The sequence below is a fragment of the Saccharothrix deserti genome (genome assembly GCF_009769385.1).
Classification (GTDB): domain Bacteria; phylum Actinomycetota; class Actinomycetes; order Mycobacteriales; family Pseudonocardiaceae; genus Actinosynnema; species Actinosynnema deserti.
In genome coordinates, this window is record NZ_ML775960.1 from 500,883 (window position 1) to 522,108 (window position 21,226).

At 69.1% G+C, this 21,226-nt stretch carries 23 protein-coding genes; 12 read left to right on the plus strand and 11 right to left on the minus strand.

Annotated elements, in window-relative coordinates; all coding sequences use genetic code 11:
- Positions 1–7: 7 nt before the first annotated feature.
- Genes FM051_RS04585 through FM051_RS04590 form a run of 3 tightly spaced genes read right to left on the minus strand, consistent with a single transcriptional unit; the run spans position 8 to position 2,961 of the window.
- On the minus strand, positions 8–1,528 hold the full coding sequence (locus tag FM051_RS04585; protein ID WP_158840911.1) for a phytoene desaturase family protein: 1,521 nt from the start codon (positions 1,526–1,528) through the stop codon (positions 8–10).
- Positions 1,529–1,537: 9 nt separating this feature from the next.
- Positions 1,538–1,648 carry an MFS transporter small subunit gene (locus FM051_RS53925; RefSeq protein ID WP_420803570.1) on the minus strand — a complete coding sequence of 37 codons (111 nt, stop codon included), beginning with the start codon at positions 1,646–1,648 and terminating at the stop codon, positions 1,538–1,540.
- Positions 1,645–2,961: an OFA family MFS transporter gene (locus FM051_RS04590; protein WP_158840913.1), complete on the minus strand. Its 1,317-nt coding sequence runs from the start codon at positions 2,959–2,961 to the stop codon at positions 1,645–1,647. Before FM051_RS04590 ends, FM051_RS53925 begins: the two co-directional genes overlap by 4 nt.
- Before the next feature lie 67 nt (positions 2,962–3,028).
- Here FM051_RS04590 and fdhD point away from each other — a divergent pair, with 67 nt between their 5' ends.
- From fdhD to FM051_RS04610, 4 genes are all read left to right on the plus strand, one after another.
- Positions 3,029–3,856, plus strand: coding sequence for a formate dehydrogenase accessory sulfurtransferase FdhD (fdhD, locus tag FM051_RS04595; RefSeq protein ID WP_158840915.1), 828 nt, complete (start codon positions 3,029–3,031; stop codon positions 3,854–3,856).
- Between the two features lie 91 nt (positions 3,857–3,947).
- Positions 3,948–5,144 (plus strand): CaiB/BaiF CoA transferase family protein, encoded by a 1,197-nt coding sequence (locus FM051_RS04600; RefSeq protein ID WP_158840917.1) that lies wholly within the window; start codon positions 3,948–3,950, stop codon positions 5,142–5,144.
- Positions 5,145–5,202: 58 nt separating this feature from the next.
- Entirely contained in the window at positions 5,203–6,069 is an 867-nt protein-coding gene (locus tag FM051_RS04605) for an alpha/beta hydrolase (RefSeq protein WP_158841080.1), read from the plus strand.
- 149 nt (positions 6,070–6,218) lie between these two features.
- A complete protein-coding gene (locus tag FM051_RS04610; protein WP_158840919.1) occupies positions 6,219–6,974 on the plus strand; it encodes a methyltransferase domain-containing protein in 756 nt (251 codons plus the stop codon).
- A 455-nt stretch (positions 6,975–7,429) separates the two neighbouring features.
- On the opposite strand, the gene FM051_RS04615 is transcribed toward FM051_RS04610, so the two are convergent.
- From FM051_RS04615 to tig, 6 genes are all read right to left on the minus strand, one after another.
- Positions 7,430–8,596 carry a hypothetical protein gene (locus FM051_RS04615; protein WP_158840921.1) on the minus strand — a complete coding sequence of 389 codons (1,167 nt, stop codon included), beginning with the start codon at positions 8,594–8,596 and terminating at the stop codon, positions 7,430–7,432.
- Positions 8,557–9,150: an RBBP9/YdeN family alpha/beta hydrolase gene (locus tag FM051_RS04620; protein WP_158840923.1), complete on the minus strand. Its 594-nt coding sequence runs from the start codon at positions 9,148–9,150 to the stop codon at positions 8,557–8,559. The genes FM051_RS04615 and FM051_RS04620 overlap by 40 nt, the downstream gene beginning before the upstream one ends.
- A gap of 1 nt (position 9,151) precedes the next feature.
- Positions 9,152–10,432, minus strand: a complete 1,281-nt coding sequence (gene clpX, locus FM051_RS04625; RefSeq protein WP_158840925.1) for an ATP-dependent Clp protease ATP-binding subunit ClpX — start codon at positions 10,430–10,432, stop codon at positions 9,152–9,154.
- Positions 10,433–10,639: 207 nt separating this feature from the next.
- Entirely contained in the window at positions 10,640–11,266 is a 627-nt protein-coding gene (locus FM051_RS04630) for an ATP-dependent Clp protease proteolytic subunit (RefSeq protein WP_158840927.1), read from the minus strand.
- Positions 11,267–11,294: 28 nt separating this feature from the next.
- Entirely contained in the window at positions 11,295–11,903 is a 609-nt protein-coding gene (locus tag FM051_RS04635; RefSeq protein WP_202918667.1) for an ATP-dependent Clp protease proteolytic subunit, read from the minus strand.
- 114 nt (positions 11,904–12,017) lie between these two features.
- On the minus strand, positions 12,018–13,370 hold the full coding sequence (tig, locus tag FM051_RS04640) for a trigger factor (RefSeq protein WP_158840929.1): 1,353 nt from the start codon (positions 13,368–13,370) through the stop codon (positions 12,018–12,020).
- 1,282 nt (positions 13,371–14,652) lie between these two features.
- On the opposite strand from tig, the gene FM051_RS04645 reads away from it, so the two are divergent.
- Positions 14,653–15,558: a LysR family transcriptional regulator gene (locus FM051_RS04645; RefSeq protein WP_158840931.1), complete on the plus strand. Its 906-nt coding sequence runs from the start codon at positions 14,653–14,655 to the stop codon at positions 15,556–15,558.
- A 106-nt stretch (positions 15,559–15,664) separates the two neighbouring features.
- Complete coding sequence (locus FM051_RS04650; RefSeq protein ID WP_158840933.1) at positions 15,665–15,928, plus strand: hypothetical protein; 264 nt, start codon at positions 15,665–15,667, stop codon at positions 15,926–15,928.
- 202 nt (positions 15,929–16,130) lie between these two features.
- On the opposite strand, the gene FM051_RS04655 is transcribed toward FM051_RS04650, so the two are convergent.
- Entirely contained in the window at positions 16,131–17,714 is a 1,584-nt protein-coding gene (locus tag FM051_RS04655) for a LacI family DNA-binding transcriptional regulator (protein WP_158840935.1), read from the minus strand.
- Positions 17,715–17,725: 11 nt separating this feature from the next.
- Entirely contained in the window at positions 17,726–18,340 is a 615-nt protein-coding gene (locus tag FM051_RS04660) for a helix-turn-helix transcriptional regulator (RefSeq protein ID WP_202918668.1), read from the minus strand.
- A 104-nt stretch (positions 18,341–18,444) separates the two neighbouring features.
- Here FM051_RS04660 and FM051_RS04665 point away from each other — a divergent pair, with 104 nt between their 5' ends.
- The 6 genes from FM051_RS04665 (at position 18,445) to FM051_RS04690 (ending at position 21,161) form a co-directional block, all read left to right on the plus strand.
- Positions 18,445–18,702: a helix-turn-helix domain-containing protein gene (locus FM051_RS04665; RefSeq protein ID WP_158840937.1), complete on the plus strand. Its 258-nt coding sequence runs from the start codon at positions 18,445–18,447 to the stop codon at positions 18,700–18,702.
- The gene (locus tag FM051_RS04670; RefSeq protein ID WP_158840939.1) at positions 18,699–19,061 is read left to right on the plus strand and encodes a helix-turn-helix domain-containing protein; all 363 of its coding nucleotides are present in this window, start codon (positions 18,699–18,701) and stop codon (positions 19,059–19,061) included. Before FM051_RS04665 ends, FM051_RS04670 begins: the two co-directional genes overlap by 4 nt.
- Entirely contained in the window at positions 19,048–19,647 is a 600-nt protein-coding gene (locus tag FM051_RS04675) for a hypothetical protein (RefSeq protein ID WP_158840941.1), read from the plus strand. Before FM051_RS04670 ends, FM051_RS04675 begins: the two co-directional genes overlap by 14 nt.
- A gap of 98 nt (positions 19,648–19,745) precedes the next feature.
- Entirely contained in the window at positions 19,746–19,985 is a 240-nt protein-coding gene (locus tag FM051_RS04680) for a hypothetical protein (RefSeq protein ID WP_158840943.1), read from the plus strand.
- On the plus strand, positions 19,982–20,878 hold the full coding sequence (locus FM051_RS04685) for a helix-turn-helix domain-containing protein (protein WP_158840945.1): 897 nt from the start codon (positions 19,982–19,984) through the stop codon (positions 20,876–20,878). The genes FM051_RS04680 and FM051_RS04685 overlap by 4 nt, the downstream gene beginning before the upstream one ends.
- Positions 20,868–21,161: a hypothetical protein gene (locus tag FM051_RS04690; protein ID WP_158840947.1), complete on the plus strand. Its 294-nt coding sequence runs from the start codon at positions 20,868–20,870 to the stop codon at positions 21,159–21,161. The genes FM051_RS04685 and FM051_RS04690 overlap by 11 nt, the downstream gene beginning before the upstream one ends.
- Positions 21,162–21,226: the final 65 nt, after the last annotated feature.

Below are 21,226 nucleotides of genomic sequence, written 5' to 3' on the forward strand. Positions count from 1 at the left end.
TTGCGGCTCAGCGCTCCAGCACGGCCATCGCCGCGTTGTGGCCGCCGATCCCGCTGACCCCGCCGCCACGCCGAGCGCCCGCACCGCACACGAACAGGTTCGCCACGTCGGTCTCCACGCCCCACCGGCCGACCTCGTCCTCGCTCTCCGCGAACGGCCAGGCCAGCTCGTCGTGGAAGATGTTGCCGCGCGGCAACCCCAGCTCCGCCTCCAGGTCCAACGGCGTACGCGCCTCCAGGCACGGCTCACCGTTGGCATCCGTCGCCAGGCACGACTCGATCGGCTCGTCCAGGTGCGCGTTCAACGCCGCCAGGTACCGCCCCACCAGCTCGTCACGCAGCTCGACGTTGTCCTGCTCGAACAACGCCGCCGGCGTGTGCAGCCCGAACAACGTCAACGTGTGCCGGCCCCGCGACACCAAATCCGGCGCGAGGATCGACGGGTCGGTCAACGTGTGGCAGTACATCTCCGCCGGCAGCACCGACGGCACCCGCCCGGCCGCGCTCTCCCGGTACGCCGTCTCCAACTGCTCGTACGACTCGTCCAGGTGCAACGTGCCGGCGAACGCCACCCGGGCGTCCACACCACTCCGGAACCGCGGCAGCCGCTCCAGCAGCATGTTCACCTTCACCTGGCAGCCCTCGGCCACCGGCGCACCCGGCCGACCGCGCAACCGGTCCAAAGTGGACGGCGCGACCCCGGACAGCACGAACCGCGCACCCACCGTGCGCCCGTCGTACTCGACCTCGGCCGCCGCACCGTCCGCGTCCACCCTGGTCACCTCGGCGCCGGTCACGATCTCCGCACCGGCCTCACGCGCCGCCCGCGTCAGCTCCGCCGTCACCGCGCCCATCCCGCCGACCGGCACCCGCCACTCGCCCGTGCCGTTGCCGATCACGTGGTAGAGGAAGCACCGGTTCGCCTTCAGGTCGTGCAACGACGTGTGCGTGCCGATCAACCCGTCGGTGGCGACCACACCGCGCACCACGTCGTGCGCGAACAACTCCTCCAACGTCTCGCCCAGCGGCCGTTCCACGACCTGGTCCCACAGCCGCACCCGTGCCACCGCGTCGACGTGCAGCCGCGCGCGCTCCCGTGACAGCAACGGTTCCAGCATCGTCGGAGCCAACGCCCCGGCCAGGACCTCCAGGTCGTCGTACCACCGCCGCCAGCGTTCCCACTCCGCGTCCGAACCGGTCAACGCCCGGAACGACGCCGCCGTCGCCTCACCCGGATCGCGCTCCACCAGCAGGTCCCCCGCCGGCGTGTACGAGGAGGCCGCACGGGACCGCAGCGACAACCGCAGCCCGAGGTCCGCGACGATCCGGTCCGGCAGCAGGCTGACCAGGTACGAGTACCGCGACAGCCGTGCGTCAACGCCCGCGAACGCCTCTTCGCTCACCGCCGCGCCACCGACGTGGTCGAGCTTCTCCAGCACCAGCACCGTGCGACCGGCCCCCGCCAGGTAGGCCGCCGCCACCAGCGCGTTGTGCCCGCCGCCGACCACCACCACGTCGTAGGTATCCACCGGCCGACCCTAACCAGTGAACAACGCCGTGACCTTGCGGATCAGCTCCACCAGCCCGTAGGTCAACGGCAGGCCCACCCACAACCACGCGAACACGACCAGCCCACGCCTGGAATTCACCGGACCGCCTCCTCCACCTCGGGCTCGTGGTACTTCGCCGCCACCGGCCGGACGAGTTCGTTCGCCACGAACCCGACGACCAGCAGCGCGATCATGATGAACAGCGACGCCGTGTACAGGTCCGGCCCGGCCTTGCCGGCCGCCTTCTGGCTGTCCGCGATGGCGTTCACGATCAGCGGCCCGAGCACACCGGCCAACGACCACGCGGTCAGCAGCCGACCGTGGATCGCACCGACCTGGTAGGTGCCGAACAGGTCCTTCAAGTACGCCGGGATGGTGGCGAACCCGCCGCCGTAGAACGACAGGATCAGCATGGCGCACACCACGAACAGCGGCTTGGACGCGTTGCCCAGCAGCGCCAGGACCAGGTACGTCAACGCGCCGACGCCCAGGTACAGCCGGTAGACGTTCTTGCGGCCCACCAGGTCCGATGTGGACGACCACACGATCCGGCCGACCATGTTCGCCAGCGACAGCAGCGCCACGAACCCGGCCGCGGCGCCCGCGGCGACCGGTGTGGACGTCTCGGCGAAGAAGTCCCGGATCATCGGCGACGCCTTCTCCAGGATGCCGATGCCCGCGGTGACGTTGAAGCACAGCACCACCCACAGGCACCAGAACTGGGGCGTGCGGATGGCGTTGCGGGCGGACACGTTGACCCCCGACCGCACCACCACACCCGGCTTGTCGACCACGTCCGCGGGAACCCGCACCAGCAGCACACCGACGGACATGAACACCGCATACACGATCCCGTGCACCAGGAACGTCTGCGCGATGCCCCCGCTGTCCCGCCCGAACGACTCCAGCATCTGCGCCGACCACGGCGAGGCGATCAACGCGCCGCCGCCGAAGCCCATGATCGCGATACCGGTCGCCATCCCCGGCCGGTCCGGGAACCACTTGATCAGCGTCGACACCGGCGAGATGTAGCCGATGCCGAGCCCGATCCCGCCGACGAACCCGTAACCGAGCACGACCAGCCAGTACTGCTCCGTCCACGCGCCGAGCGCCGAGATCAGGAAGCCGGACGAGAAGCACGTGGCCGACACGAACATGGCCCAACGCGGCCCGTTGCGCTCGACCAGCGTGCCGCCGAACGCCGCCGACAGGCCCAGCATCACGATGCCGAGTTGGAACGGCAGCGCGCTCTGCGTCCCCGTCAGGTCCAGCGCGCTCTCGAGCGGCGGTTTGAACACGCTCCACGCGTAGGCCTGGCCGATCGCCAGGTGCACCGACAGCGCGGCCGGCGGGATCAGCCAGCGGTTCCACCCCGGTGGGGCGATCGTGTGAGAGCGGTCCAGGAAACCCACTGCCCGAGACCTCCGTAACCTGGTGAGTGGCTTGCGAGAAAACTTAGCCTGGAGAAGGAGTTACACGATGGGGCGAGTCACCGTGCGTCGCCCAGTGGTCACCTATTCGCGACGAACGTCCCGAACGAGGGTCGACGCGCTGGCCGCCGAGGAGCCGTTGGAACTGAGGGTAGGCGGCAAGGCCCTGACCGTGACGATGCGTACACCCGGTCAGGACGTCGAGTTGGCGCACGGGTTCCTCCTGAGCGAGGGCGTCATCGGCGGCCTCGAGGACATCGCCGTGGCGCGGTTCTGCGAGGGCACCGGCCCGGACGGCCTGAACACCTACAACGTGCTGGACCTGACGCTGGCCGACGGCGTCGCACCACCCGAGACAGGCGTGGAGCGGAACTTCTACACCACGTCGTCGTGCGGCGTGTGCGGCAAGGCGGCACTGGACGCGGTGAAGCTCAAGACCCGCTTCTCCCCCGCCGGCGACGCGTCGACGGTGGACGTGGACGTCCTGACGACCCTGCCGGACACACTGCGCCAACGGCAGAAGGTGTTCTCCTCGACCGGTGGCCTGCACGCGGCCGGGCTGTTCACCACATCCGGTGAAGCGCTGGTCGTGCGCGAGGACGTCGGCAGGCACAACGCGGTGGACAAGGTGCTCGGCTGGGCGGTGCTGAACAACCGCGTGCCGCTGACCGGCACGGTCCTGATGGTGTCCGGGCGGGCGTCGTTCGAACTCGTGCAGAAGGCCGCGATGGCCGGCGTCCCGGTACTGGCCGCCGTGTCCGCGCCGTCGTCCCTGGCCGCCGAACTGGCCGAGGAGCAGGGCGTGACGCTGGTCGGCTTCCTGCGCGGCGACTCCATGAACGTCTACACAGGTCAAGACCGGATTGTCAGTGTCTGATGGTCCTCGCTCCGCTCGGACGGCTCGGCAGCCCGGGAGTCGGTAGGTCGAGCCTGATTTCGCGACGATCGAAAAGCGTGATCGCCGCGAAATGAGTCTCGACCTACCGACGCGGCCTCGCGTGAAACCGCTCGACGGTGTGTTAGTGGTCAGCCTCGAACAGGCCGTCGCGGTCCCGTACGCCACCAGACTCCTGGCCGACCTCGGCGCGCGCGTGATCAAGGTCGAGCGACCCGACGGCGGCGACTTCGCCCGCCACTACGACACCGCGTGCGGCTCGGTGTCGTCCTACTTCGCCTGGACGAACGTCGGCAAGGAGTCGCTGACCCTAGACCTCAAACACCCGGCGGCCCGCGAAATCCTGAACCGCCTGGTCACCACCGCCGACGTGGTCCTGTGCAACCTCTCACCCGGCGCCGCGCGTCGACTCGCTGTGGACGCCTCCTCACTCCGCACGGTGAAACCCGATCTGGTGATCGGCGAACTGTCCGGCTACGGCACGTCCGGCCCGTACGAGTCCCGCAAGGCGTTCGACGCGCTGGTGCAGTCCGAGGCCGGCCTGGTCGAACTGACCGGAGAAGGCGACGTCACCGCACGTGCCGGCATCTCGGTCGCCGACATCGCCGCGGGCGTGCAACTCCAGTCCGCCGTCCTGGCCGCCCTCCTCCACCGCTCCCGAACAGGTGAAGGCGCCACCCTCAGCCTCTCCCTGTTCGAGGCGATGACCGAGTGGATGCACCAGCCGATGCTCTACGCCGCGGGCACCGGCCAAGCCGCGCCGCGCACCGGCGCGCACCACCCGAGCATCGCACCGTACGGCCCGTTCCCGTGCGCGGACGGCGCCGTCCACCTGGCCGTCCAGAACGACCCCCAGTGGCGCCGCCTCTGCACCGTCCTGGGCAGACCCGAACTGGCCGACGACCCGCGCTTCGGCACCGTCACCTCCCGCGTCGCACACCGCCCCGCCCTCCACGCCGAACTCGACTTCACCCCTTGGACCGCCGCCGACCTCATCGAGGCACTCGACAAGGCCGACGTCCCCGCCGCCCGCACCCGCAGCGTCGCCGACCTCCCGGCCCACCCCCAACTCACCGCCCGCGACCGCCTGGCCGACGTCCCGGTGCCGGACGGCGAGATCACCGTCCTCCGGCCACCCGTCGACTCCACCGCCTGGGAGTGGACACCCGGCCCCGTGCCCGCGCTCGGCGAGCACACCGACCACGTCCTGCACGGGCTCGGCTACTCGGCGGAACGCATCGCGGCCCTTCGGACGCAATCGGCGATCTGACGCAACACACGGCCCGCCTCGCGCGACTTGTAGACGAGGATTTCGGGTGGGGGAGAACATGGTCAGCAGGCGAACGGTGCTCACCGCATTGGGCGGAAGCGCCTTGGCCACCGCGGGCGTCACCGCCGCGTTGAACGGGAACGCGCCCTTCGGTGAGGCGCTGCGGCACGCGTTGGGCGTAGCGGGCCCCGTGCCCGCCGTGAAGAGGGCGATCGTCCAGGTGGAACGCGTGTGGTCGCAGTACCGGGGCCGTGACGTCGACCTGCTCACGCTCGTCCCACCAGGCGTGTCCACCAAGAACCTGCCCATGTCGATCCTCCTGCACGGCCGCTACGGCACGGCCCGCCTGGCCGCCTTCGGGGGTATGCCGGAGGTCCTGGTCGCAGCCGTCGGTCGCGGCCAGATCCCACCGTTCGGTTTCGTCGCGGTGGACGGCGGCGACCACTACTGGCACGAGAACGTCCCCGGCGACGACCCCATGGCGATGCTCTTGGAGGAAGTGCCCCGCTGGCTGGCCGAACGCGGCTACGGCGCGCCGTTCGCCTGCACGGGGGTGTCGATGGGCGGCTTCGGCGCACTGCTCTACGCCCGGCGACGCCATGAGCGACGTGAAGAGACCAAGGCCATCGCCGCCGTCGCACCGGCCCTGATCACCGACTGGCCGGAAATGTCCAAGCGAAACGCCTTCGCGAGCCCCGAACAGTGGGCATCACTGGACCCGCTCAAAAACCTGGACAAACTCGGCGCCGCCCCGATCGGCGTGTGGGCCGGCGACAAGGACCGCTTCATCGTCGGAACCCGCCAGTTCATCGCGGGCACCAAACTCGCCGTCGCCTCCATCACCCCAGGCGGCCACGACGACGTCTACTACCGCAAGGTCGTCCCCGACGTCATCCGCTTCCTGGGCAAACGCGTCCCCCGCTGACCACCCGACAGGCCCGCCACCGTCCAACGAGGCCACCAATCCACCCGCCCCGCACCCCGACCGCAGGGGGCCGGACTGGACCACAGCCCCTGCACAAGACCTCCCTCGCCCTGCACAAGACCTCCACAGGCCTGTGGTTGCCTAACGGCATGCCCGAGCGACAAACCTCGCGCCCAGACCTGATCACGTACCTGGACCACGCCGCCGTAGCAGGCCGTGCCTACAAGCAGCACCTGCTGGACGCCCTGGACCTCCACCCCCACCACACCGCCCTGGACATAGGCTGCGGCCCCGGCACCGACCTCCCCGCCATGGCCGAACGCGCGGGCACAGTCATCGGCGTGGACCTGGACCCGGCCATGGTCGAAGAAGCGAAACGACGCACCACCGGCCTACCCGTCGACGTGCGCCAAGGCGACGCCCACGCCCTCCCCGTCGAAGACCACAGCGTCGACCGCGCCCGCGTAGACCGCGTCCTCCACCTCGTGGCCGACCCACCCGGCGTCCTGGCCGAACTCCGCCGCGTCCTGCGCCCAGGCGGACGCGCCGCCCTGGCTCAACCCGACTGGGAAACCATCGCCATCGACCCCGGCTCCGTAGCCACGAACCTGGCCTTCAACCGATTCGTGTGCGACCGGATCGTGCGCAACCCCGTCATCGGCCGCCAACTAGCCAGGCTCGCCGAACAAGCCGGCCTCCGAATAATGACGGTCGACACCGAAGCCCCGGTACTACGGGATTTCTCCACCGCCGACGAACTCCTCGGCCTCACCCGCAACGCCTACGGCGCCGTCCAAGCGGGCCGCATCACCCGCCCGGCCGCCGACGCCTGGCTGGCCGACCTCGAAGCGGGCCCGTTCCTGGCCACGTTCACCCTGTTCAGCGTGGTGGTCAGCGCGGCGTGACCCTCCGCTACGGCATGCTGATCCCACGAGGCCAAGGGGGGCCGAGGCGGTCGAGGGGGGAAGGTCGCTGTGGTGGAACGCTTCGAAGCCGGACGGACGTACGAGAACGTCTACCTCCTGGTCGTGGACGCCGCGGGTTACTCGAACGCGGTCCGCGACCACCCGCGCGACCGGGTGGCCGGCGCGTTCGACCTGCTCAGGACCCGCACCGCGACCGGCATATCCGACCTGGCCGCGGCCAACGGCTGCGCCCGCGCGGAGCTGTGGTCCTGGCAGGGTGACGGCGGCATCTTCGCCCTCCACGACGACAACGAGAGCGTCGCCCTCGACACCGCGCTGCTGGCGGGCCGCAGGCTGGTCAGAGACGACCTGCACCACCTCCGGGAACACTTCGCGCAGATGGCCGTGCACAGCGGACTGCACGTCCGCGTCGCACTGCACAAGGACACGATCCGCTACCGCGGCGACTCCAGCGCCCTCCACACCCTCGGGATCAACTTCGTGTCGCGTGCTTTCCGCATCGTCCCCCGCGCCACCATCACCACGTTGAGCAGCACCACCGCGCCCATGAACGGCATCATCAGGGCCACGCCCGTCGACGGTAACGTCGCCGGGGCGGCGCCCGGGATCCCCACCACCACGTAGTGCCGGACCAGCCAGAACACCGCGTCGCCGAACGATGTCGGACCACCCGTGCAGGCCGTGGCGCACGCCTTCGTCTCCCATTCGGCCACGAATTGCGCATTGAACAGCAAGATCACCACGGACCCGAGGAGCAGCAGGGGCACACCGTTGACCGTGCCCGACGGCGGCGACGGCGTCCGACCCGGGTCTCGGACGAGCAGCAGGTCCCAGCCCTTTTCGCCGAACGACCGGACCCGGGCGCAATCGCGGAGTGCGCGGAGCGTCACCGGCGTCGACGCCGCGTCCGGCGAGCACACCAGCACCTTGTCCGCCGCGTACTCGTACCGGCCGCTCAACCGGTCGACCAGCCGCACGGCCTCCTCCACCAGGCCCTCGACCTCACCGGGGTCGGCGACGTGGCACACCGTGATGGACCAGTTGTCGCCGAGGAACGCCTCGCCGACCCGCTTCGTCACCCTCGCCGGGGAGGGCGAGAACGTCCGTCCGAGCGAAACGACCAGCGCCACCAAGCCCACCAACACCAACACCCACGACACCGCCGCCAGGATCGCGAGGAGCGCGGGAACCAAGAGGTTGAACACCAGACCCAGCACGACGGCGACGAGCAGGCAGAACGAGCCGGGCACGCCCAGCACCCACGCGTCCCACCAGTTGTCGAGCACGTGGATGACCCGGGCCTGGGCACTCCTCTTCACCTTCGCCGCGATCGGCGGCTTGACCAGCACGAACGTGTCCTCGGAGCGCCAGATCAGGCGGCCGTCCAAGTGGGCGAGCTTCAACTGCAGCGCCAGCGGCGCGCGGGACCGGAACACGACGTTGAGCTTTCTCGGGCGCAGCGCCCGCAAGACCGCCCCTCCGAGTTCCGCCCGCTTCACGGAACGGGCGGCCCGGCGTAACTCCCCGAAGGTCGGCTCGGAGGTCGGCTCGGAGGCCACGGTCAGCGCGGCGTGAGCGGCACGCGGGAGCTGCGCACCCACTTCAGCACCGCGCTCCACGGCCCGTACCCGGCGTCCACGTTCAGGTGCCCGCCACCCACGATGACGTCCAGCTCGATCCGCAACGCCTCGGCCAGTTCCTTGGCCTGCGTCAACCCGCAGTACGGGTCGCCCTCCCCCACCACCAGCCGGGTCGACCCCGCCGCCCGCCGCAGCGCCGTCGGGTCCAGCACGGGGTGCAGGAACTCGGCGATCAACGGTTCACCGGCGAAATCCGGCGCCGGCGGCGCGACCAGCAGCACCCGGTCCACCCGCAACGACTCGTCGAACGGACCCGCCGCGTGGTGCAGCCACAGCAGCCCGGCCAGCGAGTGCGCAACGACCACCCGTTCGACTGAACCGTCGGCGGGCATGGCGGCCAGGTGCGACCGCAGCTCGTCCAGCCACACCGACAGCCGCGGCTCGTCCGGTGAGCTGAACTGGGGCAGGTCCACCGACCCACCGTGGTGGGCCAGTTCACCTGCCAGCCAGTTCTGCCAGTGCGTCGGCCCGGAACCACCCAGGCCGTGCAGGATCAGCGTGTGCGGGAGGGACAACTCACGCCGACTTCTCGCGGCGTTCCCGGCGCGAGGGCTGCCGGGCCACGATGGTCGGGTTCACGTTCTCCTTCACGGTCTGCTCCGTGATGACGACCTTGGCGACGTCCGAGCGGCTGGGGATGTCGTACATCACCGGCAGCAGGACTTCCTCCATGATCGCCCGCAGGCCGCGCGCCCCGGTGCCCCGCAGGATCGCCTGGTCGGCGACGGCCTCCATGGCGGTCCGGGTGAACTCCAGCTCGACGCCGTCCATCTCGAACAGCTTCTGGTACTGCTTGACCAGCGCGTTCTTCGGCTCGGTGAGGATCCGGACCAGTGATTCCTTGTCCAGGTTCGTGACGCTCGCGACCATCGGCAACCGGCCGATGAACTCGGGGATCAGACCGAACTTGATCAGGTCCTCGGGCATCGAGTCGGCGTAGTAGTCCGCCGCGTCGACCTCCGCCTTGGTGCGCACCTCGGCGCCGAAGCCCAGACCGCGCTTGCCGACCCGGTCCTGGATGATCTTGTCCAGGCCCGCGAACGCGCCCGCCACGATGAACAGCACGTTCGTCGTGTCGATCTGGATGAACTCCTGGTGCGGGTGCTTGCGACCGCCCTGCGGCGGCACCGACGCCGTCGTCCCCTCCAGTATTTTCAGCAGCGCCTGCTGCACGCCCTCGCCCGACACATCGCGCGTGATCGACGGGTTTTCACTCTTTCGAGCGATTTTGTCGACCTCGTCGATGTAGATGATGCCGGTCTCGGCGCGCTTGACGTCGTAGTCCGCCGCCTGGATGAGCTTGAGGAGGATGTTCTCCACGTCCTCACCCACGTAGCCCGCCTCGGTCAGCGCCGTGGCGTCCGCGATGGCGAACGGCACGTTCAGCATCTTCGCGAGCGTCTGGGCCAGGTAGGTCTTGCCGCAGCCGGTCGGGCCGAGCATGAGGATGTTCGACTTGGCGAGCTCAACGCCGTCGTCGCGACCCTCGCGCCCGCGGTCGCCCGCCTGGATGCGCTTGTAGTGGTTGTAGACCGCCACCGAGAGCGTGCGCTTGGCCTCGTTCTGGCCGATCACGTACTGGTCGAGGAACTCGTGGATCTCGGCGGGCTTGGGCAGCTCGTCGAGCTTGACGTCACCGGCCTCCGCGAGTTCTTCCTCGATGATCTCGTTGCAGAGGTCGATGCACTCATCGCAGATGTAGACACCCGGGCCGGCGATGAGTTTTTTCACCTGCTTCTGGCTCTTACCGCAGAAAGAGCACTTCAGCAGGTCGCCGCCGTCACCGATACGTGCCATGACCGCTGACCTCTGTCCCCTCCGGCGCACGACCTGGTGAGGTGCGCCTGACTGCTGATGTGGCGAGTACCCGCTGGATGCGGGGTTCGCGCGTTCCCCTCGACGGTACCTGTCCAACCCGCATGTGCGGGAGGACCAGCGTGCCCCCGACACCCCGAACTGAGCAGGACCCCTGGTCAGTTCGGCGTGTCGGGCGCCACGCCGTGGTTACTTCGCCGAGAGCTTCCGGTAGGGCAGAACGCTGTCGATGAGCCCGTATTCCTTGGCCTCTTCGGCGGTGAGGATCTTGTCGCGCTCGATGTCGGTGCGCACCTGCTCCGGCGAGCGGGTGGTGTGCCGGGCGAGCGTGGTCTCCAGCAGCCTGCGCACCCGCTGGATCTCGTTGGACTGGATCTCCAGGTCGGAGACCTGCCCGTAGACGCCCTCGGTGGCCGGCTGGTGGATCAGGATCCGGGCGTTCGGCAGCGCGTGCCGCTTGCCGGGCGTGCCCGCCGCGAGCAGGACGGCCGCGGCCGAGGCCGCCTGGCCCAGGCAGTACGTCTGGATGTCCGGGCGGACGAACTGCATGGTGTCGTAGATGGCCATCAGCGAGGTGAACGAGCCACCCGGCGAGTTGATGTACATCAGGATGTCGCGGTCGGGGTCCTCCGACTCCAGCACGAGCAGCTGGGCCATCACGTCGTTGGCCGACGCGTCGTCCACCTGCACGCCGAGGAAGATGATGCGCTCCTCGAACAGCTTGTTGTACGGGTTGGACTCCTTGATGCCGTAGCTGGTGCGCTCGACGAACGACGGGAGCACGTACCGGGACTGCGGCGCGTGGAACTGGCTCACTTCAGGTCTCCTGGTGCTCTGCTCGCGGTCAGTTGCTCGACGCCTGGCTGGCGCGGCTGATCACCTTGTCCACGAAGCCGTACTCGAGGGCTTCCTGGGCGGTGAACCAGCGGTCGCGGTCCGAGTCGGCGACGATGCGCTCGACCGTCTGGCCGGTGTGCTGCGCGATCAGCTCGGCCATCTCGTGCTTGGTCTTGGTGAGCATGTCCGCCTGGATCGCGATGTCCGCCGCCGTGCCACCGACACCGGCCGAGGGCTGGTGCATGAGGATGCGGGCGTGCGGGAGGGCGTGCCGCTTGCCGGGCGTGCCCGCGGAGAGCAGGAACTGCCCCATCGAGGCGGCCAGGCCCATCGCGTAGGTGGCCACGTCCGGCTCGATGAGCTGCATCGTGTCGAAGATCGCCATGCCCGCGGTCACCGAGCCGCCGGGCGAGTTGATGTAGAGCGTGATGTCCTTCTCCGGGTCCTCCGCGGCGAGGAGCAGGAGCTGGGCGGTGATCTGGTTGGCGATGCCCTCTTCGACCTGCGACCCCAGCACGATGATCCGCTCGCGGAGCAGGCGCTCGTAGACCGAGTCGTTGAGGTTCATCCCCGTGGCCGCTCGCATCTCGGGCGCCGGGAAGGAGTGCTGCGTCACGTCTGCCTGCCTAACTTTGCCGACTTAGCTGTGCCGAAAAGAGTCTCGTAGCAACGACCTTAACGAAGGCGGGCGGCGTCGACGTCCCGACACCGCCCGCGTTCGCTCAGGGCTTCACTCCGCGTTCGCGGGTTCCTCAGTGGACTTCGTCTCGCCGAAAAGCTCGTCCAGGTCGAGGGCGTTGCCGGCCGCGTCGGTGACGGTGGCCTGGCGCACGACCGAGGCCAGCGCCTTGCCGCGGCGCACGTCGGCGAAGATCGCGCCCAACTGGCCCGACTGCTGCGCCCGCTTGACGTACTCGTCCGGGCTGATGCCGAACCGCTGGGCCTGGTAGATGATCCGCTCGGTGAGCTCGGCGTCGGACACGCTCAGCTGCTCGGCGTCGGCGATGGCGTCCAGCACCAGCTGGGTCTTGACCGCCTGCTCGGAGGCCTCGCGCACCTCGGCGTCGAACTCCTCCTTGGTCTGGCCCTGCTCGGCCAGCCACTCGGCGAAGCGCGTCTCGTCGTGGTCGAGGGCGTGGATCGCGTCGTGCTCGCGGGCGTCGATCTCGCCCTTGACGACGGCCTCGGGCAGCGGCACCTCGACGCTGGCGAGCAGCGCCTCCAGGACCTTGTCGCGGGCCTGGACGCCCTGCTGCATCTTCTTCACGCGGCCCAGGCGGACGCGCAGGTCGGCCTTGAGCTCGTCCAGCGTGTCGAACTCGCTGGCCAGCTGGGCGAACTCGTCGTCCAGCTCGGGGAGCTGGCGCTCCTTGACCGAGTTCAGCACCACGGTGACCTCGGCGTCGCGGCCGGCGTGGTCACCGGCCACCAGGGTGGTGGTGAAGGTCCGGGACTCGCCCTCGGAGGCGCCGATCAGGGCCTCGTCGATGCCCTCGACGAGCTGGCCGGAGCCGATCTCGTAGGACAGGCCGGCGGTCTTGGCCTCCTCGACCTCCTCGCCGTCCACGGTCGCCGACAGGTCGACCACGACGAAGTCGCCGTTCTCGGCCGGGCGCTGGACGCCGGTGAGGGTGGCGAAGCGGGCGCGCAGCTCGTCGAGCTGGGTGTCCACGTCCTCGTCGGTGACCTCCTGGTCGTCGACGCTGACGGTCAGCTCGCCGAAGGCGGGGACGGTGATCTCGGGGCGGACGTCGACCTCGGCGGTGAACGCCAGGGACTCGCCGTCCTCGATCTTGGTCACCTCGAAGTCGGGGCGGCCCAGGGTGCGCAGCTCACCGGAGTTGACGGCCTCCAGGTACTTGGCCGGGATCGCCTCCTGGACGACCTCGTCCAGCACCGGCGCGCGGCCGATGCGGCTCTCCAATACGCGGGCGGGGGCCTTGCCGGGGCGGAAGCCGGGGATGCGGACCTGCTTGGCCAGCTTCCGGTACGCGCGGTCGAAGTCCGACTTGAGCTCGTCGAACGGCACCTCGACGTTGATCCGGACCCGCGTCGGGCTCAGGTGCTCGACGGTGCTCTTCAACGTGGTCTCCTCGTAACGGGCAGGACGTGCGGAACATCCCGAAACGCGTCATGGTGCGTCGGGATTCCGTCTGAGTCTAGGCGGTCCGCCGACGCGGGGGCGCTAGCACCCCGGCTCCGGGGGCCGCAAGCGGGTGCGGTGGCGGTGGCACGGGGCCGTCCGGGCATTGTTCCGGCAATACGGGTGCTACCGGAATCGTTTGTCGGATCGTTCGCGGAATTCGTGACGTCGGGAGGAATTCCGGCGGCGGGGATGGTCCTTCCGGGTCGCGTCGAGCGCCCTCCCGCGACGGCTGCGGCGACGTGCTCCGCCGGGCGGTGGAAATCACAACAGCGATTCTTAACTTCGGTGCCGCGCGGCCCGCGTCGGCACCCCTCGCCGGAGCGCCGTTCGGCCCCTCGTCCCGGCCCTCGTCCCAGCCCTCGATCCGAGCCTCGTTCGGGGCCTCGATCCGGGCTCGATCCGGCCTCGTCCCGGGCTTGACCCGGGCCGGCCGCGGGGCTGCTCCGGACACGTTGACGCGCTGTCAACAGGCAGCTGCCCGCAAATTTGCGGTCTCACCTGCGGCGGTTCGGTCGCACGACTGCGACCCAACGGTCGATCGACACGCCGTCCGACTAGGCCGTTCGAGTGGCACTGGGAGCCGCGACCACGGCGGACTGCGTCATCACCGAGCGGAGCCGTCCGACAGTCGTGTAACACGTATGTCGTAGTGCCGACTAACGGTCGGCAACCGTCACCGGGGGGAGGTTCACCACAAGGAGTGAATTGAGGCCATTTGGAGTAACGCTCGACAGAAAACTTTCACTTGTCGAGATGACTCCACTCGCCGTAGTCCATTAGTGTGGGTTTCAGGTAGCGTGACGCCCGGATCCGCATGTTGGACCATGAATAATTCACGTTGCCGGACGTTCTGGGGGGTCAGCAGCGGACGCAACCGGCAACCGGGACCGACAAGGAACGAGCGAGACAATGTCATCGAGCTCTTTAACCACCTACCAGACAAGGTGCCGATGACCCGATGAGATCCATTCCGCCGCTGCCGAACACTAACCCAGGACCGCCACTGGGCGCCGGCTGTCACTTCGGTGTCCGACGGGTTCCGGGCACAGCGCCCGCCGACCGGGTACCGCCCCTCACGGTAGAGCGGCGATGTTGATCGACCTCAGGCCAGGCCCTCGCAGGGGCGCAGCCAGGTCGTCTGCCGCCATGCACAAGAGATCACGATGCCGCCCCACACCGGCCTCTCGTGGACCACTTATCCGCACCGCTGGGGAGCTCCATGGAGACGCGTCAGCTTTTGGCGTTCACAACTGTGGTTCAAACGGGCAGTTTCACCAAGGCAGCCGCCACGCTGAATTGCTCGCAACCCACCATAACCACTCGGATCAAGGCACTCGAAGAGACCCTTGGGGTGCCACTGTTCCGTCGACTTCCGCGCGGCATCCAGATGACCTCTGCCGGTGTCGAGCTGTTGCCGTTCGCACGGAACATCATCACGTTGACCGACAAGGCCAGAAAAGCAATCACGATGAACGGCGAGCCGCACGGCAAGCTGGTCATCGGTAGCGCACAGAGCCTGACCGACTACCGTCTGCTACCACTGATCGAGTACATGTGCTGGCGCTACCCGAGCGTCCAGATCTCGCTCCACTCGCGGAACACCCAGTCGAACCTGACCGCGGTGCGTGAGGGGCGGCTGGACTGCACCTTCTTCATCGGCTCCGTGGAGCCCCGCGAGGGGTTGGAGACGACGGTGCTGTGCCCGGAGCCGCTGGTCATGGTCGCCGGTCCGACCCACGCCCTCACCAGGCGTTCGGTGATCACCGAGGACGAGTTGCGCGGGAGCACGCTCATCCGGGCCGAGAACGGCGCCAGCTACTACGAGCAGTTCGAACAGGCGTTGGGTTTGCAGGAAGCGGAGTCGAAGTCGCCGGTGTTGGCGCTCGACTCGATCGACGCCGCCAAGCGGGCGGTCGCCTCGGGTCTGGGGATTTCACTTGTCCCCGAGGTGACGGTCGCGGCGGAGCTCGCCGACGGCAGGCTGTGCCGGCTGCCCTGGGTCCCGCCGTTCCGGGTCTACACCCAGTTCGCGTGGCGCCAGGACAACTCCACCAACCCGTCCGTGACGGCACTCGTGTCGGCGGCGGCGCAGGTGGTGAGCGAACAGGTGGCCACTCCGGCATGACACTGGGGAGCCGTTCTTGAGCGCCCGGGCGCGGGTGTGCTCAAGAACGGCCCGCGTTTCGCGGCGGGTTCGTTTCGCGGCGCGGGCGCCGGGTAGGCCCGAACACATGACCGTCAAGGCTCGTGATCTGCGTGAGTTGCTGACCTCCGACGTGCCCGACCCCAACCTGGTCCTGATCGAAGGACGGCTGGAGGTGGTCCCGGTGGACGACCTCGACGCGGATCGTCTCCGCGGTGCCCTGCTGTTGCTGTCGAGATCGGAACTGCTGGCGCGAGGTGTCGACGAGGACTCGAGCGACGAAGAGCTGGAACGCCAGGCGGCCGCGATCTCGACCGCCGTGAACGAGTTGGGCGGCCAGCCGTCGCCTTGAGGCCCCCGGCAACCAAGAAAAGCCCTGACCAACCACAGTGGCTGGCCAGGGCGACCGTCGGGGCGACAGGATTTGAACCTGCGACCCCCCGCTCCCAAACCAGGTTCGGATACTCCCGTGACGTGCCGCGATTCCGTCGCCCCAGGTCAGGCCCTTGGTTGCGGTTGGTCCCCGTTGGCCTGAAGAGGCCGCACTGGCTTGATCATCTCCCGAACTTCTCCCGCTTCACCCCATAGGCCGCGCGAAGCTCGTTCCGCGCGGCCTCGCCGACCTTCCGCTCCCGCGCCCGCAACAGCTCGTCCAGCACCGACACCGGCGACCGCGAGAACATCGCCGATCGGGCATCGAGCGCCGACTCCCACGCGTCGGTGAGCCCGTCGAGCAGCCTCGCGCGCATGTCCGCGGTGACGTGGTCGTAGCGAGCCTGCACCGAGCCGTCCAGGTGCCCCAGTCGGTCGTCCATCAGCGGCGGCGGCGTGGCCAGCTCTCGCATCAGCGTCTTGTGGCTGTGCCGCAGCCCATGCGGCGTCAGCCCTCGGGCGATCGGCGTCCAGCAGGCGTCAGCGCGTCCGCTGGCGTTCCGGCCCCGCGCTGGCACTCCCGGCCACGGCTCGGCCAGCAGCGGCACGGGGTGCGTGTCCTGCGGTGCCTTGCGCGGGTACCAGCCGCTCGCTGCCGGCCCGAACAGCCACGTGGCGAACCCGTTACGCCGCCAGTGCGGCGCCGTCTCACCGCCGGCTGCACCGCGGACGAACCCGAGATCAGCGATCGCGGCCTCCACCTTGACGCGAGTCGCCTCGGCGACACGGTCGGGATGGTTGAGCAGGTTCGACACCGTGCCGGTGGACACCCCGGCACGGCGGGCGACGTCGACCAGCTTCGCCCCAGGGCGCCGCGCGGCACCGTTCGCCGCGCCCAGGCCCCGGAACACGTACGTACGGCCGTGGCACGGGCACGGTTGCGGCGCAGTCCGGGCGATGTGGTCGGACACCAGGCGGCTCAACCACGAAGGGGTGTCGATCGTGCGGTACGAGTCGTCCTTGGGTGGACACCGGTGCAGCTCGCTGCTGTCGAGCTCATAGAGCTGGTGCTCGACGCGGATCGACCGCAGCCGGGTGTACTCGGTCTCCAGGCCGACCAGTTCACCCCAGCGCATCCCGGTGAAGTACTTCAGCACCACGACGACGAACTCGTCGTCACGACCGGAAAGCAGGGCAGCCCGCTCGGCGATCAGCAGTGCGCCCAGTGCGTCGGTGATGACCTTCTCGGGTCCTCGGTCTCGGGCGCGGCCGGCGCGCTTGCCTCGACCTCGGCGTTTCGTCGCGGGGTTCGAGTCGATCAGGCCGTCGTCGACCGCGTCCGCCAGGACCAGGTGCAGGTTGCCGCGCCAGCCCTTGATGCTGCTCGCCGCGTACCCCTCGGCCTTCTCCTGCTTCTCCCATTCGGCGATGTCGAAGGAGGAGATTGCGAATAGTTCCATCTCGCCGAAATAGGGCAGGAGGTGGACTTCGAGGTTCGAGCGGTAGTTCTCCATTGTGGACCGTGCCAGGTCCTGTGCGGCGTACCAGCGCGAGGCGTAGTCGCCGAACCTCGTCTGCCCGGCCGCAGGGTCGCGCCAGGTGCCTCCGCGCACCTTCGACTCTTCGTCGTTGGCGGCCTGCTCGGCCTCCCGCTTGGTGCGGAACCTGATCGTGGCGCCGGTGGCATCGGCGACCGTGCCGTACTTGCCCGGCGCGATCTTGTACCGGCCCCGGTAGTAGTCCCCTCGCTTCTCCGCGAACCCCATCGGGTTCCCTTCTAGTCCTGCTCAGCGTTGGCACTCTTACCGCCCGGCAGGTGCGGCAAGAGTTCCTTCGCGAGCTGCCTGGTGATGTGGCCACGGCGCGCACGGCGCTGCGCGGCGGACATCTCGCCCATTTCAGCGATGCGGCGATCGCGCTCTTGGTGGAGGTTGTGCCCCCAGAGCCGTTCGGCCGCGTGGTAGACGTCTTCCGGTTTGACCCCAAGGCGAGCAGCCAATTCGGCGTCGGCCTGGAAGGAGACCTGCTTCGCCGCAGACCTCTCCCCGACAGCCTCAATGAACCGAAGCGCGCTGCGGCCGGAAATCGCTGCGGCCTCGGTCCAGGCGGTCGCTGGCTGCGACAGCACCTCACGGAATCCGGCACGGGTGAACTCGGTGTCCAGCGTCAGTTGCACGGGCCCGTCCCCTGCCACCAACTCGGCCACGGGTACGTCCAGGGCGCGCGCCAACGCCACAGCCGTGTCCAGCTCGATCGACTCCCGGTTGCCCGCCTCGATGGCGGCGATGTGGCTGCGCTGCCATCCAAGGCCGTGCTGCTTCAGCAGAAGGCTCAATTCGTCCTGTGTCAGCCCTAGGTCCATGCGTAGCCGACGAAGGTTCTCGCCGACCACGTGCCCGATCTTGGGAGGTGTTGCCTCTTCTGTTGCCACGCGTCGAGAGTCTCAGGTGAACTGTTCGTTGTCCAGACGGTTGACTCCGAATGACCCTCGAACATATGGTCCGTCAGGTGAAAGAACCGATCACCGAATGGAGGACGCCGAACCGGCTCCGCCGCTGGCGGACCGATAACGGCATCAGCCTCGATGAGCTGGCCGACCTCGTCGGCTTGTCCAAGTCGATGCTCAGCCGCGTCGAGCGCGGCGAGCGCGGTTTGTCCGCCGTTGCGAAGGTCAAGGTGGCGCGACGGCTGGACGTGCCGGTGCGCGAGTTGTTCGAGGTCGAGCCGATCGACGCTGAAGGGCTGTCGGCATGACCGCCGCACAACCGGGCGTGAACTCGGCTGGCCAACTCCCCCGCCTGCACACCCCTCAGGAGATCGCCGACGCGCTCGGCTGCTCCGAGTGGTGGGTGAAGGAGCAGGCCCGCCGACGCCGTATCCCGTTCGTCATGGTCGGCGGCGCGTACAGGTTCAGCAGCAAGCACCTGGACGAGATCGTCGCGACGTTCGAGCAGCGCCCCGAAGACCGGGGCCAGCCAGCGACGACCACCGCAGCACCGCGACGTCGCGTCGTACAGCGCACAACGGCGCCCGCGCCGGTAGCGCAGCTGCGGTCACGACCGCAGCGAGGCAACCGGGCCGGTGGCAGGGCGGGTGGCGATGACGCCGCCTAGCGCCGCGCCCCGATCCCAGACGAAGAAGACGGGGCTGCCCGACGGCCAGGCCGAGCAGCCCCGCGACGAACCGAACACGAAACCGGAGAGCCTCATGAGCCAGTCCGCCGCCAACCAGAACGGTACCGACCGACCGACCCGAGCGCAGCTGCTCGCCCAAGCCGCGAACGTGCCCGCCGAACGTCGCACCTTCGCGATGGTGGCGGCCGGGGCGGGAGCGAAGTTGCTGCGCACCATCTACAGCGCCCTCTGGGCTTACTCCAACAAGGAGCGTGCTCGGATGCTCCGTCTCGTCGCCGAGGCGTTCGACGACACCAAAGACGCCCGCCGCCGCGCCTGCCTGATCCCGACCGACCCCGACGCGCTCGACCTGCTCCTGGTCGTCGTGAACGGCAGCGAGCGGCTCCGCCAGCAGCGCGAGGCCGACACGGAGGACCTGGCCCAGGTCGCCGCGGAGGTCGCCGCCTTCGACCACGACCACGTCGACGCGTCGGCCACCGCCGACGTGGAAGACCTGGCGCGCGGCCTGGGCTACCCGCTCGACGACCCCACCCAGGACACGTCCACCGCCGCGGACAGGTCCTGACCCGCTACAGCACCCCGCACCACTTCACCTCGGCACTCCCGCCGTTGCACCCCGAGGTCCGCAGTCACGTCACGCGTGCCGCAAGGAAGACGGAGGAGATGACCCACCAGCCCGACGAGCGGAGCGGCCAGGCCCGGCAGCCCGGCCGCTCCCACGCTCACCTGACGCGAGGTACCAGCCTGGCGAGGGTAACCCCTCGCCAGGCCCGGCCGTGCGCCGTCCGCGGCTGCTGTTGGCGCGGCGTCGCCTGCCCCGTGCACGCCGACGGGCGACCGGTCAGCGACCACCTTGCCGCGCTGGTCGTCGAACGCCCCTACGGCAGGCGGTGGGCGGCGTGAGCATCGAAGCGGTGGCATGGGCGCTGTACGAGGCGCCCATGCTGCTCACCCCAGCCGGCAAGCCGGACACCAGCGCCCGGTTCGTCCTCGTGGTGTTCGCCGAGCACGCCAATAAGACGGGCCACAACGCCTACCCCGGTCCGGCGCGCGTCAAGTTCGCGACCGGGCTGGACGTGCGCACGGTCGAACGGGCCGTTCGTCGGCTGGAGAACAAAGGGCTGCTCGTCCGCGACGGCCTCACCTCGATGGGTGCCGTTCGGTGGCGGCTGGACCTGGACCTCAAGCGTCCAGCGAGCGACTGGGCCGAGATCGAGGCCGCCCTGAAGGCCGAACGGGAGGCGACTGCGGCACGGGTCCGGAAGCACCGCGGGAAGGCTGACGTAACGGATTCTGCGTCCGTTACCCCGCCGTCTGTAACGGATTCTGCGTCCGTACGTAACGCACTCTCCGTCCGTTCGGTAACGCACTCAGCACCGGGGGAACCACCAGTAGAACCACCAGGTGAACCTCTCGGGGGCACGCTGCCCCCGGACCCCCTGCGCACCGGCCGCGCTTCGCTAGGCCGGGACGAAGACCCTTCTACCGCAACCGACGTGCTCCCAGATCCATCCACGGAAGCTGATCAGTCGAAGTCCGGTACCCCCGCGCGCGAGGCCACGCCCGCGCTCGACCTCAGCACAGACCCGAACGACCTCAGCTCCGACGAACTCGCACACCTCACGAAGACGCTCAAGGCCCACGACCCGGTCCGCTTCAGCACGACGCGCACAGCCGCACGCCGAGCACTCGGGTTGCCCGCCGGCGTCATCACCAGCCCCAGACACCGCGATGCCCTCAACCGCGCCATCTACCGCGCCTACCAAGCCCAGGAGGTGACCTCCAGTGCGCCGTGACCGCTACGGCGAGCGCGTCGACGACCACGACGACCAGCCGGACACCAACCGCCCACAGCAGGCCGCACAGCCCCCGCCGCACCACTGCGACACCGGCTGGATCGACCGCAACGCCGACAAGCCCGTCCCCTGCCTCATCTGCCGACCACACCTCGGCCACGACCGCCGCCGCGCCGAACTCCACATCCCACCCCAGCGCCCCGGCGACCACGAGCGCGGCTCCGCACGCGTCCGCGGCGCCCTCGCCGAGGCCCGCGAACGCCGACGCACCACCACCCCTTGAAGACGCCGCAGGGCGACCGGAACCCACCGGCCGGCGACCGGTCGCCCCCCGGCCGCTTCGCACAT